At 57.5% G+C, this 12,635-nt stretch carries 15 protein-coding genes; 8 read left to right on the forward strand and 7 right to left on the reverse strand.

The window, feature by feature from the left end; translation table 11 throughout:
* Complete coding sequence (locus OXR04_RS17190; protein ID WP_267372180.1) at positions 1 to 1,074, forward strand: sn-glycerol-3-phosphate import ATP-binding protein UgpC; 1,074 nt, start codon at positions 1 to 3, stop codon at positions 1,072 to 1,074.
* The gene (ugpQ, locus tag OXR04_RS17195) at positions 1,071 to 1,814 is read left to right on the forward strand and encodes a glycerophosphodiester phosphodiesterase (RefSeq protein ID WP_267372182.1); all 744 of its coding nucleotides are present in this window, start codon (positions 1,071 to 1,073) and stop codon (positions 1,812 to 1,814) included. Before OXR04_RS17190 ends, ugpQ begins: the two co-directional genes overlap by 4 nt.
* Here the strand turns inward: ugpQ and OXR04_RS17200 are convergent.
* Entirely contained in the window at positions 1,811 to 2,098 is a 288-nt protein-coding gene (locus OXR04_RS17200) for a DUF2756 domain-containing protein (RefSeq protein ID WP_009087771.1), read from the reverse strand. The genes ugpQ and OXR04_RS17200 overlap by 4 nt on opposite strands.
* A gap of 206 nt (positions 2,099 to 2,304) precedes the next feature.
* On the opposite strand from OXR04_RS17200, the gene ggt reads away from it, so the two are divergent.
* Positions 2,305 to 4,056, forward strand: a complete 1,752-nt coding sequence (gene ggt, locus OXR04_RS17205; protein ID WP_033736081.1) for a gamma-glutamyltransferase — start codon at positions 2,305 to 2,307, stop codon at positions 4,054 to 4,056.
* Positions 4,057 to 4,308: 252 nt separating this feature from the next.
* Here ggt and OXR04_RS17210 read toward each other — a convergent pair whose 3' ends face one another.
* Positions 4,309 to 4,803 (reverse strand): GNAT family N-acetyltransferase, encoded by a 495-nt coding sequence (locus tag OXR04_RS17210; RefSeq protein ID WP_009087767.1) that lies wholly within the window; start codon positions 4,801 to 4,803, stop codon positions 4,309 to 4,311.
* Positions 4,804 to 5,153: 350 nt separating this feature from the next.
* Here OXR04_RS17210 and OXR04_RS17215 point away from each other — a divergent pair, with 350 nt between their 5' ends.
* The 4 genes from OXR04_RS17215 to gntU all read left to right on the forward strand — a co-directional run bounded on the left by OXR04_RS17215 (position 5,154) and on the right by gntU (position 8,968).
* Positions 5,154 to 5,849 carry a pirin family protein gene (locus OXR04_RS17215; RefSeq protein WP_009087765.1) on the forward strand — a complete coding sequence of 232 codons (696 nt, stop codon included), beginning with the start codon at positions 5,154 to 5,156 and terminating at the stop codon, positions 5,847 to 5,849.
* 103 nt (positions 5,850 to 5,952) lie between these two features.
* Complete coding sequence (gene gntR / locus OXR04_RS17220; RefSeq protein WP_267372187.1) at positions 5,953 to 6,948, forward strand: gluconate operon transcriptional repressor GntR; 996 nt, start codon at positions 5,953 to 5,955, stop codon at positions 6,946 to 6,948.
* Between the two features lie 140 nt (positions 6,949 to 7,088).
* Positions 7,089 to 7,625 (forward strand): gluconokinase, encoded by a 537-nt coding sequence (gene gntK, locus OXR04_RS17225; protein WP_009087761.1) that lies wholly within the window; start codon positions 7,089 to 7,091, stop codon positions 7,623 to 7,625.
* A gap of 2 nt (positions 7,626 to 7,627) precedes the next feature.
* Positions 7,628 to 8,968, forward strand: a complete 1,341-nt coding sequence (gene gntU / locus OXR04_RS17230) for a gluconate transporter (RefSeq protein ID WP_058956969.1) — start codon at positions 7,628 to 7,630, stop codon at positions 8,966 to 8,968.
* Between the two features lie 24 nt (positions 8,969 to 8,992).
* Here the strand turns inward: gntU and OXR04_RS17235 are convergent, their stop codons facing one another.
* From OXR04_RS17235 to OXR04_RS17250, 4 genes are all read right to left on the reverse strand, one after another.
* Positions 8,993 to 9,310, reverse strand: coding sequence for a DUF805 domain-containing protein (locus tag OXR04_RS17235; RefSeq protein WP_267372188.1), 318 nt, complete (start codon positions 9,308 to 9,310; stop codon positions 8,993 to 8,995).
* Complete coding sequence (locus OXR04_RS17240; protein ID WP_267372189.1) at positions 9,307 to 9,732, reverse strand: hypothetical protein; 426 nt, start codon at positions 9,730 to 9,732, stop codon at positions 9,307 to 9,309. The genes OXR04_RS17235 and OXR04_RS17240 overlap by 4 nt, the downstream gene beginning before the upstream one ends.
* Positions 9,729 to 10,310 carry a hypothetical protein gene (locus tag OXR04_RS17245; RefSeq protein ID WP_058956972.1) on the reverse strand — a complete coding sequence of 194 codons (582 nt, stop codon included), beginning with the start codon at positions 10,308 to 10,310 and terminating at the stop codon, positions 9,729 to 9,731. Before OXR04_RS17245 ends, OXR04_RS17240 begins: the two co-directional genes overlap by 4 nt.
* Positions 10,311 to 10,437: 127 nt before the next feature.
* Positions 10,438 to 11,031 (reverse strand): YhgN family NAAT transporter, encoded by a 594-nt coding sequence (locus OXR04_RS17250; RefSeq protein ID WP_009087757.1) that lies wholly within the window; start codon positions 11,029 to 11,031, stop codon positions 10,438 to 10,440.
* Between the two features lie 217 nt (positions 11,032 to 11,248).
* Here OXR04_RS17250 and asd point away from each other — a divergent pair, with 217 nt between their 5' ends.
* A complete protein-coding gene (gene asd, locus OXR04_RS17255) occupies positions 11,249 to 12,358 on the forward strand; it encodes an aspartate-semialdehyde dehydrogenase (protein ID WP_267372190.1) in 1,110 nt (369 codons plus the stop codon).
* 80 nt (positions 12,359 to 12,438) lie between these two features.
* On the opposite strand, the gene OXR04_RS17260 is transcribed toward asd, so the two are convergent.
* Positions 12,439 to 12,600 carry a hypothetical protein gene (locus OXR04_RS17260; RefSeq protein ID WP_158000247.1) on the reverse strand — a complete coding sequence of 54 codons (162 nt, stop codon included), beginning with the start codon at positions 12,598 to 12,600 and terminating at the stop codon, positions 12,439 to 12,441.
* Between the last annotated feature and the right edge of the window lie 35 nt (positions 12,601 to 12,635).

The raw sequence follows: 12,635 nt of genomic DNA on the forward strand, positions 1-12,635 counted from the left end.
ATGGCAGGCGTAACCCTTCAGGCAGTGACCAAATCCTATGACGGTAAAAATCAGATCATTCAGCCGCTGAACGTCACCATCCATGACGGCGAATTTATGGTGATGGTCGGCCCTTCCGGCTGCGGAAAATCGACCCTGCTGCGCATGGTGGCCGGTCTGGAGCGGGTCACCTCCGGCGATATCTACATCGATAACCGGCGCGTCACCCAGGAGGAGCCGAAAGATCGCGGCATCGCGATGGTGTTCCAGAACTATGCGCTCTATCCCCACATGTCGGTAGAGGAGAACATGGCGTATGGCCTCAAAATTCGCGGCATGGGCAAAGAGCAGATTCGTCAGCGGGTGCTCGACGCGGCGCGCAGTCTGGAGCTGGATCATTTGCTGACGCGGCGGCCGCGGGAGCTCTCCGGCGGACAGCGTCAGCGCGTGGCGATGGGCCGCGCTCTCGTGCGCGAACCGGCGGTCTTTCTGTTTGATGAGCCGCTGTCGAATCTCGACGCCCGTCTGCGGGTGCAGATGCGGCTGGAGTTGCAGCAGCTGCATCGCCGCCTGCAGACCACCAGCCTCTATGTGACGCACGACCAGGTTGAGGCGATGACGCTGGCGCAGCGGGTGATGGTCATGAATAAAGGGGTGGTCGAGCAGCTCGGCACCCCGGTGGAGATCTATGAGCGTCCCGCCAGCCAGTTCGTCGCCGCGTTTATCGGCGCTCCTGCCATGAACCTGCTGAAAGGGCAGTTCAGCAGCGACGGGTCGCGCTTTAATCTCGACGCCTCGCACGCGCTGCCGCTGAGCGAGAGCAAGGCGAAATGGGCCGGCCGGCCGGTGGTGCTGGGCATCCGGCCAGAGCATATCCGGCAAAGCAGCCGCGAGCAGGGCGGCATCCCGCTGCGGGTGGACACGCTGGAGATGCTGGGTGCCGATAATCTGGCCCATGGCCGCATCGGCGACACGCCGCTGGTGGTACGCTTAGCCCACAGTGAACGGCCGGAACCCGGCACGACGCTGTGGCTGCATCTGCCGTCAGATGCGTTACACTTCTTCGATTCAACCCATGGAAAGCGTCTGGAATGAGCACACAACACTGGCCCTATCCCCGCATCGTCGCTCACCGCGGCGGCGGTAAACTGGCACCGGAAAATACCCTGGCAGCCATCGACACTGGCGCGAAGTTTGGACATCAGATGATTGAATTTGATGTCAAACTCTCGGCCGATGCGCAGATTTTTCTGCTGCACGACGACACGCTGGATCGCACCAGTAACGGCTGGGGCGTGGCGGGTCAGCTGCCGTGGGAAAAGTTATCGCAGCTTGATGCGGGCGGCTGGTTTGGCAACGCCTTCTCAGGCGAAAAGCTGGCGCGGCTGGATGAGGTGGCGGCGCGCTGCCGTCAGCATCAGATGATGGCCAACATCGAAATCAAACCCACCACCGGCAGCGAGACCGAAACCGGCCGTGCCGTGGCGCAGGCCGCGGCGATGCTGTGGCAGGATCAGACCGCGCCGCTGCTCTCGTCGTTCTCTTTTGAGGCGCTGGAAGCCGCCATGCAGGCAGAGCCGCAGCTGCCGCGAGGGCTGCTGTCGCACAGCTGGGACCCGCAGTGGCGGGAAAAGACCACGGCGCTGGCGTGCGTCTCCATCCACCTCAACCATAAAGTGCTCACCGCGGAGCGGGTTGCAGAGCTGAAAAGCGCGGACCTGAAGATTCTGGTCTACACCGTGAACAGTCCGGATCGGGCGCGGGAGTTACTGAAATGGGGCGTTGATGCCATCTGTACCGACGCGATCGACATCATCGGCCCCGACTTCGATTAGTTCTGATTTGAATTCTGATTCTGCTGCCCCGGCTGCGTGGTGATTACCCGCTGCCGGGCGCTGTCGCGCTGTTCCTGCATTTTACGCTGCATATCCTGAGTCTGACGCTGCTGATCCTGGCGCAGCTTTAGCTGTTGCTGCTGCTGCTGGGTCTGCATCTGTGACTGCATCCGCTGCTGGCTGGGATTATAGCCCGGCCGGTTCGGGTCATTAGTGCTGTTCAGCGTATTCGCCTGGCTGGCGAAAGGCAGCAGGGCGGCTAAAACAATCATCCACTTTTTCATCACTCCTCCTTTCTGAACGCCACAGGGTTATGGGTGCACAACGGCGCACACCGGCTTCTGGGTCGCAACCATAAGTTTACCCGATATCACAGACCTGACTTTCAGATGTATTCCTGATTTGACTTAACCCTGACACTTTTGCTGTATTTGTAAGCACTTGCAGAAATGATAAAAAAATGTAAATAACAACACGGGATGGTGACAGGATGAAAATGCAGCAAACGGTGCGTCAGCTTAGCTGGTCGCTGGTGATGAGTTTTACCGTCGTGGCGGGCGCTAATGCCGCGCCGACGCAGGCGCCGCCCGTCTCTTATGGCGTGGACAGCGACACGTTTCACCCGGTCAAAGCGCAGCACGGCATGGTGGCGTCGGTAGACGCGATGGCAACCCAGGTCGGCGTAGAGATCCTGCGTCAGGGCGGTAATGCCGTAGATGCCGCCGTCGCCGTGGGTTTTGCGCTGGCGGTCACCCATCCGCAGGCGGGCAACCTTGGCGGAGGCGGCTTTATGCTGCTGCGCACCGCCTCGGGCCGTGCCACCGCCATCGATTTCCGTGAAATGGCACCGGGACGGGCATCGCGCGATATGTTTCTGGATAAGCAGGGCAATGCCGACAGCAAGCTGTCGCTGACCTCACATCTCGCGTCCGGCACCCCCGGCACCGTAGCGGGTCTGGCGCTGGCCGCACACAAATATGGCACTCTGCCGCTGAGCACCCTGCTGGCTCCGGCCATCCGGCTGGCGCGGGACGGCATTCCGGTTAACGATGCGCTGGCCGATGACCTGAAAACCTACGGCAAAGAGGTGCTGATCACCCATCCCAACAGCAAGGCGATCTTCTACAAACCAGACGGCACGCCGTGGCAGAAGGGCGATCGGCTGGTGCAGAAAAATCTCGCTCACAGCCTGCAACTGATCGCCCGTCAGGGGCCGGATGCCTTTTATAAAGGCGAAATTGCGGATGAGATCGCCGGAGAGATGGCACAGCACGGCGGGCTGATCACCAAAGCGGACCTGGCGGCCTATCGTGCCGTCGAGCGCAAGCCGATTAGCGGCACTTACCGTGGCTATGAGGTCTTCTCCATGCCACCGCCGTCATCCGGGGGCATTCACATCGTGCAGATCCTCAATATTCTGGAGAATTTCGATCTGGCGAAGATGGGCTTTGGCAGTGCGGATGCCATGCAGGTGATGGCGGAAGCGGAAAAATATGCCTACGCCGACCGCTCAGAGTATCTCGGCGATCCCGATTTCGTGAAGGTGCCGTGGCAGGCGCTGACCAGTAAAGCCTACGCTAAGACGCTGGCGCAGCAGATCGATGTGGCGAAAGCGCGCCCCTCCAGCGAGATCAAGCCGGGTAAACTCGACCCCTACGAAAGCAACCAGACCACCCACTTCTCGGTGGTGGATAAGCAGGGGAATGCGGTTGCGGTGACCTATACGCTGAACACCTATTTCGGCAGCGGCATTGTGGCAGGCAAGAGCGGCATTCTGATGAACAACGAGATGGATGATTTCTCTGCTAAACCCGGAACGCCTAATGTCTATGGGCTGGTGGGCGGTGAAGCGAATGCGGTGCAGCCAGCGAAACGCCCGCTGTCGTCGATGTCGCCGACTATCGTGGCCAAAGGGGGCAAAACCTGGCTGGTGACCGGCAGCCCGGGCGGCAGCCGCATTATCACCACCGTGCTGCAGATGGTGGTTAACAGCATCGATTTTGGCATGAACGTGGCGGAAGCGACTAACGCACCGCGGTTCCACCATCAGTGGCTGCCGGATCAGTTGCGGGTAGAGAAGGGCTTCAGTCCGGACACGCTGCGTCTGCTGGAAGCCAGAGGTCAGCATGTGAAGGTGCTGCCTGCGATGGGCAGTACCCAGAGCATCATGATTGGGCCGGATGGCATGCTGTATGGCGCGTCTGACCCGCGCAGCATCGATGATTTAAGTGCGGGTTACTGACCGCTGAGAGCCACGTCAGAACTGACTGGCTGTAAGATCGCGTTTGCTCAGGGAGCACGGTCAGATCGGAAAGACGCAAAAGCCGTCATCCCTGACATGCTCGGCCCGCGCCATCCCTGGCGCGGGACGCTTTCCTCTTCTGACCGTGCTCCCTGCGCGTTAAGCTAATAAGTGGCTGTCAGGCGTCACCGGACATTAAGTCTGTCACCGGCACAAAGGGCACCAGCAGGTGCCCTTTTTCATCATCACAGGTCAGGGTTTAATCCGCGCCATATAGTACGTATCAATGAGTTCACCGTCCCGTATAGCGAACCCGCGCGCCGTTCCCTCAATCTCAAAACCAAATCGCTGATAAAGGGCGATGGCCGGCGCGTTGTCGACGAACACCGTCAACTCCATTCGGCTCACCTGAAGCCAGTTATCGCACATGGCGACCATTTCACGCATCAGTGCGCTGCCGACGCCACGCTGCCGGTAACGCGCATCCACCCCCATTCCCAGTGAAGCGGCGTGACGGCGTCTGGGGCGCTCTTCCACCTTTAACGCGCTTTGCCCGACAACCTCATCATCAATGCAGGCAGCCAGCAGGTATGAATGGGGCTGAGGCGTGGCGAGGCGCGTATGCCACCCCTGCAGGGATGAATGGGGCAGGTGGAGGGTGCCGGCCTGGGTATCGGGCTGGCTGTAAATCCGGTGCAGTGCAGCGGCATCTTCGGGTATAACGTGCCGGACAACGATTTCACTCATGGTCGCTCCTTTCGCCGTTAAAAACCTTTTAAACATCAAGGTATTCAATCCGTTAATCAAGTGAAAAAGTGCGAAAACCGCTTTACAGACGCGAATGATAATGATTATTATTGTCATGCGTTCCCGGGAGGTCGCCCGACAGCCTGAGAAAGCACGACATTGCTCACATTGCTTCCAGTATTATTTAGCCAGCCAGGGCGCTGGCTTTTTTTTTGCCCGCTCTCCTTCAGCCTTTTTCAGCCACTGCTCAACCCTTGTTCAACTATTTTGAACAGAGGAGTGAAGTTTTTCAGCTATCAATCAGACCGTCTCAGGCACAGACTATGAAAAAACATTGAGGAGATCTGAAAATGATTTATGTACGCAAAGCTGAAGAACGCGGTCATGCAAACCACGGCTGGCTCGATAGCTGGCACACCTTCTCATTCGCCAACTATTACGACGCGAACTTCATGGGCTTCTCCGCGCTGAGGGTAATTAATGAAGACGTGATCGACGGCGGTCAGGGGTTTGGTACTCACCCGCATAAAGATATGGAAATCCTGACCTACGTGCTCTCCGGTACGGTTGAGCATCAGGACAGCATGGGCAACAAAGAGCAGATCCCGGCAGGGGAGTTCCAGATCATGAGCGCCGGTACTGGCGTGCGTCACTCGGAGTACAACGCCAGCGAAAGCGAACCGTTGCACCTCTATCAGATCTGGATCATTCCTGAGCGTACCGGCATTGAGCCGCGCTACGATCAGCGCCGCTTCCCGGATGTGCAGGGACGTCAGCTGGTGCTCAGCCCGGATGCCCGTGAAGGGTCGCTGAAAGTCTATCAGGACATGACTCTGTCGCGCTGGGTACTGGGTGCCGGTGAACAGGATAACGTGGCGATTGAACCCGGTCGTCGCATCTGGATTCAGGTCGTCAAAGGCAATGTGAGCGTAAACGGTAACGCGGTGACCACCAGCGATGCCCTCGCCATCTGGGATGAAAGCGCGCTTACGCTGGAAGCCAGCACGGCTGCAGAAGTTCTGCTGTTTGATCTGCCACCGGTCTGAGAAAACTGACGGGCGCACCCCGGTGCGCCCCGCTGGCAATTTTGTGACAGAAAAGTGATAGACTCATCGTACTTTAGCTTTCAGGGCGATCCCAGGCGCTACGATGAAGAAGAAAAGACCGGTATTACAGGACGTTGCCGATCGCGTCGGCATTACCAAGATGACCGTCAGCCGCTACCTGCGCAATCCTGAGCAGGTTTCTGTTGCCCTGCGGGATAAGATCGCGGTGGCACTGGATGAGCTGGGTTATATCCCTAATCGCGCCCCCGATATGCTCTCGAACGCCACCAGCCGTGCGATTGGCGTGCTGCTGCCGTCACTGACCAACCAGGTCTTTGCTGACGTTCTGCGCGGCATTGAAGCCGTCACGGATGAAGCGAACTACCAGACGCTCGTCGCCCACTTTGGTTACAACCCACAGAAAGAGGAGCTGCAACTGCGCTCGCTGCTGGGCTGGAATATTGATGGGGTGATCCTCACCGAACGCACCCATACCCCGGGCACGCTGCGCATGCTGGAGGTGGCGGGCATCCCGGTCATCGAGATGATGGACAGCGTTACGCCCTGCCTGGATATGGCGGTCGGCTTTGATAACGTCGAAGCGGCCCGGCAGATGACCCGGGCGATCCTCGGCAAAGGACATCGTCACACCGTTTATCTTGGCGCACGCCTGGATGAGCGTACCCTGCAGAAACAGCGTGGTTACGAAATCGCGATGCGCGAAGCCGGGCTAACGCCGCGCAGCGTCATGATGGAAGATGCCTCTTCATTCAGTGCCGGTGGCGATCTGCTGCGTGAGGCGCAGCGTCTCTATCCTGAAACCGACAGCCTCTTCTGTACCAACGACGACCTGGCGGTCGGCGCGATGTTTGAGTGCCAGCGCCAGGGATTGCGGGTGCCCGATCAGATGGCGATTGCCGGTTTCCATGGTCACGATATCAGTCAGGTGGTGACGCCTCAGCTGGCTACGGTACTGACGCCGCGTGATCGCATCGGGCGCGAAGCCGCAGCGCTGCTGCTGGCGCGCATCGCCGGGGAAAGCCGCGAAACGCGCATGCTGGACACCGGTTTTGCGATCAGTGAAGGCGGCAGCATCTGATTGTGGCGTTTTTATGAGTCAGCTCACACTTTGAGGCTTTTCCGGGTAAAAAGGTTGCCACGCTGTTAAGCGGCCAGGAGAATGAGAAACGACATTGTTATCGGTAACATTGGCAAATTCTCACCTGCCGGAGCAGAAAAATGACAACGCAATCCCCGTCGCATCACGTTTTTATCCTGATGGGCGTTTCAGGCAGCGGAAAGTCTGCCGTCGCCAATCAGGTCTCTCACCAGCTGAATACAGCCTTTCTTGACGGCGATTTTCTCCACCCCCGTGCCAACATTCTGAAGATGGCCGATGGTCACCCGCTGGATGACAACGATCGTCAGCCGTGGTTACAGGCCCTGAACGATGCCGCTTTTGCCATGCAGCGCACCCAGGCGATCTCCATCATTGTCTGTTCGGCCCTGAAGAAGCGTTACCGCGACATTCTGCGTCAGGGAAATGACAACCTGCGTTTCATCTACCTGAAAGGGGACTTCGACACCATTGAAGCCCGCCTGAAGGCGCGCAAAGGGCACTTCTTCAAGCCGCAGATGCTGGTGACGCAGTTTGCAACGCTGGAAGCGCCAGGCAGCGACGAGCCGGATGTACTGGAAGTGGATATCACGCATTCACTGGATGAGGTTGTGGCGGCTACGGTTGCGACTATCCGGGACGCTATCAGCCAGGGTTAGAGATGAATACCGCAACACTCGTTTTGACCGCAGCAGGCTCCGTCCTGCTGCTGCTTTTTCTGGTGATGAAGGCGCGTATGCACGCCTTTGTCGCACTCATGTTAGTGTCAATCGGTGCCGGACTGTTCTCCGGCATGCCTCTGGATAAGATTGCGGACACCATGCAGAAGGGGATGGGCGGCACGCTCGGCTTCCTCGCTATCGTGGTGGCGCTGGGCGCGATGTTCGGCAAAATCCTGCATGAAACCGGGGCCGTGGACCAGATTGCTATCCGGATGCTGAAAACCTTTGGTCAGAGCCGCGCCCACTACGCCATGGGGATTGCCGGTCTGATCTGCGCGCTGCCGCTCTTCTTTGAGGTGGCTGTCGTGCTGTTGATCAGCATCGCTTTTGCCGTGGCACGGCGAACCGGGGGCAATCTGGTGAAGCTGGTTATCCCGCTCTTTGCCGGGGTGGCCGCCGCCGCCGCGTTTCTGCTGCCGGGACCGGCTCCGATGCTGCTGGCTTCACAGATGCACGCTGACTTTGGCTGGATGATCCTGCTGGGGCTGTGTGCGGCGATCCCCGGGATGCTGATTGCCGGGCCGCTGTTTGGCAATTTCATTGCGAAGCACGTCTCCTTCAGCGCCCCGCCGGAAGATCATCAGCCGGATGTCGATGAGAACCAGCTGCCCTCATTTGGCTTCAGCCTCTCTCTGATCCTGTTTCCGCTGGTGCTGGTCGGCCTGAAAACCATTGGCGCCCGCTTCACCACCGAAGGGACCTCGCTGTATGCGTGGCTGGAATTTATCGGCCATCCTTTCACCGCGATCCTGCTGGCGCTGCTGGTGGCGATTTATGGTCTGGCTTATCGTCAGGGCATGGATAAAGAGCGGGTGATGCAGGTGTGCGGCAGCGCGCTGCAACCGGCGGGGATTATCCTGCTGGTGATTGGCGCGGGCGGCGTGTTCAAGCAGGTGCTGGTGGACTCCGGTGTGGGTCCGGTGCTGGGTAACGCGCTGACCGGCGCGGGCCTGCCGATTGCGCTGGCCTGCTTTATCCTGTCAGGTGCGGTACGGGTCATTCAGGGGTCGGCAACGGTCGCCTGTCTGACCACGGTCGGGTTGATCATGCCGGTGATTGAACCGCTGCACTACAGCGGCGCGCAGCTGGCGGCGCTCTCGATCTGTATCGGCGGCGGCTCCATCATCATCAGTCATGTGAACGATGCCGGTTTCTGGCTGTTTGGCCGCTTCACCGGGGCCAGCGAAGCGGAAACGCTGAAGACATGGACGCTGATGGAGACGATTCTCGGCACGACCGGGGCTATCGTCGGTATGATTGCTTTCGCACTGCTTTCCTGACCAGCCTGACGGGCTCTCTGCCCGTCAGGTTTTTTCCCGCGAGCAGGGGAAGAGTAAAAACGGGAACAGCAGATAAGGCGCTACCATCAAAAGGAGAATGACGCCGCGTGAATAGCCAGCGTCATTTATTCTCCTCACCGCGCAGGAAAAAACCGGCAAAATAAACAGCAGTAGCGGGATTAAACCTATCTCATGTTGTGGTCCGGTGAACCATTGCAGATAACTGCAGAACCAGGCCAGCTGAAACAGCAGGAAAATAAAATAGCACGTCCTTCCCTCACGCCCCTGATAGTCAAACGTGCGCAGCAGACAGCTTTTGATAATCTGCAGCAGCCTGTTCATGCCCATCTTCTTCTTATCAGAGCAAAAACAATCAGCGTGATGGCAGCGGAAGCCAGGTAAATCCAGGCAAAATCAGTGACGTCAATCTTCATCAACTGCACAGTATTTAACGCCGCTTTCCGGCCCGGGACAGATAATAAGGTCAGGCCAGCTAAGCAAACGCTATTTGCCAGAAAGAATAGCGACTGAAAGGCGGTTTCTTTAGCCACGGACAGCAAGGCAATTTTCCTGAAGCTCCACCAGGCGACCAGATAAAACAGCAGCCAGAACAGCGCGCAGAGTAGCGGGGCAACCAGATAACTGCGCATCTCTGTGATCACCCCTGAATGGCCGCTGCTGGCATAGTGCAGCACAGCCTGAAAAGAGACGTAACCCGTTATCAGATAGAGCGCGCCGAACAAAAAGGGCAATAACAACCTCATTTCGTTTCCCCCCGGGTTTTCAGACGCTGCATTAACTGTGGCAACTCTTTTCCGGGGTCCACCATCACCAGTTGTTTACTTTTTGCATCATATTTCGCGGCGGCAGTCGGGTCACCCTTACCCCCCTCCGCCATTACAAAGCGGGCGTCTGAACGGCCATAAAGGCCGACATGTGGAAAGGGATCGTTGCCAAAGGCCAGCACGTTACGGCCAGGCAGAGTATATTCTCTGGTCAAAAAATCCGGGATTTTTTTTGAGTCGATGCCTGATAAAGGCGTAGTGACAAAACGGGAACCTGCATAGTCGAGGGAAAAGCAGGTACTATTATCGGCTGAATTTTTCTGCACTAAGTCAGCGCCAAACAGGATTTTTAAACGTTGCCAAACCGTCGCGCTGTCGGGTTCAATCTTTTTACCTTCCAGAAAAACATCTTGCTTATGATAAAGCTGGTAAACCATTTTATGAATCTGAACCATGGAGGCGCCAACACCGTGCCAGTTCGGCGCACCCCTGCTGTAAAGCCGCTCGACTATAATAAAGACGCCTGTCCCGGCATAATTTTCGATACTGCCCGCCATAAATATCTCCTTTTTTACGGCATTATATAAATAATATTGTTCATTTCAATGCCGTAACTTTGTGATAAACAGGCTGAATAATCGCGGCTGCCTGCCCGCCTGTGGGGGTAAAGGGACAACGGTGCGCTTATAACTTCAGATACGCGCGGATGCCGTCCAGGAACATCTGGGTCGCCAGCATAATCAGTATCAACCCCATCAGACGCTCCAGCGCGTTGACCCCTTTATCACCCAGCAGACGCAGGAACAAACCTGACATCAGCAGAATGCCGACCGTCACGCCCCAGGCGATCAACAGCGCGCCCACCAGGTGGGACATCTGATGTGGATACTGATGCGACAGCAGCATCAGCGTCGCCAGCAGCGACGGCCCGGCGACCAGCGGAATCGCCAGCGGCACCAGGAACGGCTCTTCCCCTGCCGGTAAACCAGAGCTGCTGCTCTCGGCCGACGGGAAAATCATCTTGATGGCGATAAGAAACAGGATGACGCCGCCGGAAATCGACACCGTCTCGGTGCGCAGATTTAAAAAGGCCAGAATGCGCTCGCCGGTAAACAGAAACAGCAGCATGATAATCAGGGCGATCAGCATTTCGCGGATCAGCACCACCCGCCGCCGTTTCGGCTCCAGATGCTTTAAAACCGACATAAAAATCGGCAGATTGCCCAGCGGATCCATAATTAACAACAATAATATTGTCGCCGAAATCATTTCTGTCATTGGTTTAACGCCATCCCGTCCGCCAGAAAGCGGAGTTATTAGTTACGCTGCTGAAAAAGTTAGCGTAATCGAATTAATTCACTTGCCACCAGGCCTGCATTTTGTAGAGTGAGCAGACAGAGGTAAATCCTATTATTACGCAGAGCGGCGTGAACATAGCACGCCGCTCTCTCCACTGAAATGAAAGCAGGTGAAATCTGCCTGAGACGGACACGACATGAAGAATGTAGGTTTTGTTGGTTGGCGCGGTATGGTCGGCTCCGTGCTGATGTCCCGCATGAGCGAAGAGCGCGATTTTGATGCAATCAATCCGGTCTTCTTCTCGACGTCGCAGCATGGTCAGGCGGCTCCGTCGTTTGCGGGCAAGCAGCAGGGCGCACTGCAGGATGCCTTTGATCTTGAGGCGCTGCGTGCGCTGGACATCATTATCACCTGTCAGGGCGGCGACTACACCAGCGATGTCTATCCTAAGCTGCGCACCAGCGGCTGGCAGGGCTACTGGATCGATGCGGCCTCGACGCTGCGCATGCAGGACGATGCCATCATCATCCTCGATCCGGTCAACCACGCGGTGATCCGTCAGGGCATCGACCAGGGCATCAAAACCTTCGTCGGCGGTAACTGCACCGTCAGCCTGATGCTGATGTCGCTGGGCGGCCTGTTCGCGCAGGACCTGGTGGAGTGGGCTTCTGTCGCCACCTATCAGGCGGCGTCAGGTGGCGGCGCGCGCCACATGCGTGAACTGCTGACCCAGATGGGCATGCTGCACGACCACGTTGCGCCTGCGCTGCAGAATCCGGCCTCAGCAATTCTCGACATCGAGCGCAGCGTGACCGACTTCACCCGTTCCGGCACCCTGCCGACCGATAACTTCGGCGTGCCGCTGGCAGGCAGTCTGATTCCGTGGATCGACAAACAGCTGGAGAATGGCCAGAGCCGCGAAGAGTGGAAAGGCCAGGCGGAGACCAACAAGATCCTCGCGACCCGCAACGTCATTCCGGTTGATGGCTTGTGCGTGCGTGTGGGTGCACTGCGCTGCCACAGTCAGGCGTTTACCCTGAAGCTGAAACGCGATCTGCCGCTGTCTGAAATTGAACAGCTGCTGGCCTCTCATAACGAGTGGGTCAAGGTGGTGCCGAATGACCGCGAGCTGACGATGCGTGAACTGACCCCCGCGGCCGTGACCGGTACGCTGACCACGCCGGTTGGCCGTCTGCGCAAACTGAATATGGGGCCGGAGTATCTCTCCGCCTTCACGGTAGGCGACCAGCTGTTATGGGGCGCAGCCGAACCGCTGCGTCGCATGCTGCGGTTGTTAATCGACTAAGAAAAATATCGCCAAAGGCCGGATTTATCCGGCCTTTTTTTTGCTTTGCAGTACGTGAAACAACCTGCCGGACCGCTTACTCAGTGATCAGCTTCCCCTTTTTGGCGGCCGGCAAAGAATATTTTGCTTTCAGCCATGGCAACTGCTGCGACCAAGCTATGATTTAACCATGATGTGCCACAGGTTTCGCTTTTGCTTTCCGGATTAAATGGTTGTGGTACACGGCAAAACACTTTTTCCATGGAATGGCCTGACACTTTTTTGCCGTCGTACGTAT

Origin of the sequence: Pantoea sp. GM_Pan_3 (assembly GCF_026541045.1) — a bacterium.
Classification (GTDB): domain Bacteria; phylum Pseudomonadota; class Gammaproteobacteria; order Enterobacterales; family Enterobacteriaceae; genus Pantoea; species Pantoea anthophila.

Coding starts and splice junctions, on each gene's coding strand:
- asd (WP_267372190.1), top strand. CDS start 11,249: ATGAAGAATGTAGGTTTTGTTGGTTGGCGCGGTATGGTCGGCTCCGTG.
- OXR04_RS17260 (WP_158000247.1), bottom strand. CDS start 12,600: ATGGAAAAAGTGTTTTGCCGTGTACCACAACCATTTAATCCGGAAAGC.
- OXR04_RS17215 (WP_009087765.1), top strand. CDS start 5,154: ATGATTTATGTACGCAAAGCTGAAGAACGCGGTCATGCAAACCACGGC.
- gntU (WP_058956969.1), top strand. CDS start 7,628: ATGAATACCGCAACACTCGTTTTGACCGCAGCAGGCTCCGTCCTGCTG.
- OXR04_RS17210 (WP_009087767.1), bottom strand. CDS start 4,803: ATGAGTGAAATCGTTGTCCGGCACGTTATACCCGAAGATGCCGCTGCA.
- OXR04_RS17250 (WP_009087757.1), bottom strand. CDS start 11,031: ATGACAGAAATGATTTCGGCGACAATATTATTGTTGTTAATTATGGAT.
- OXR04_RS17190 (WP_267372180.1), top strand. CDS start 1: ATGGCAGGCGTAACCCTTCAGGCAGTGACCAAATCCTATGACGGTAAA.
- OXR04_RS17235 (WP_267372188.1), bottom strand. CDS start 9,310: ATGAACAGGCTGCTGCAGATTATCAAAAGCTGTCTGCTGCGCACGTTT.
- gntK (WP_009087761.1), top strand. CDS start 7,089: ATGACAACGCAATCCCCGTCGCATCACGTTTTTATCCTGATGGGCGTT.
- OXR04_RS17245 (WP_058956972.1), bottom strand. CDS start 10,310: ATGGCGGGCAGTATCGAAAATTATGCCGGGACAGGCGTCTTTATTATA.
- gntR (WP_267372187.1), top strand. CDS start 5,953: ATGAAGAAGAAAAGACCGGTATTACAGGACGTTGCCGATCGCGTCGGC.
- OXR04_RS17200 (WP_009087771.1), bottom strand. CDS start 2,098: ATGAAAAAGTGGATGATTGTTTTAGCCGCCCTGCTGCCTTTCGCCAGC.
- OXR04_RS17240 (WP_267372189.1), bottom strand. CDS start 9,732: ATGAGGTTGTTATTGCCCTTTTTGTTCGGCGCGCTCTATCTGATAACG.
- ugpQ (WP_267372182.1), top strand. CDS start 1,071: ATGAGCACACAACACTGGCCCTATCCCCGCATCGTCGCTCACCGCGGC.
- ggt (WP_033736081.1), top strand. CDS start 2,305: ATGAAAATGCAGCAAACGGTGCGTCAGCTTAGCTGGTCGCTGGTGATG.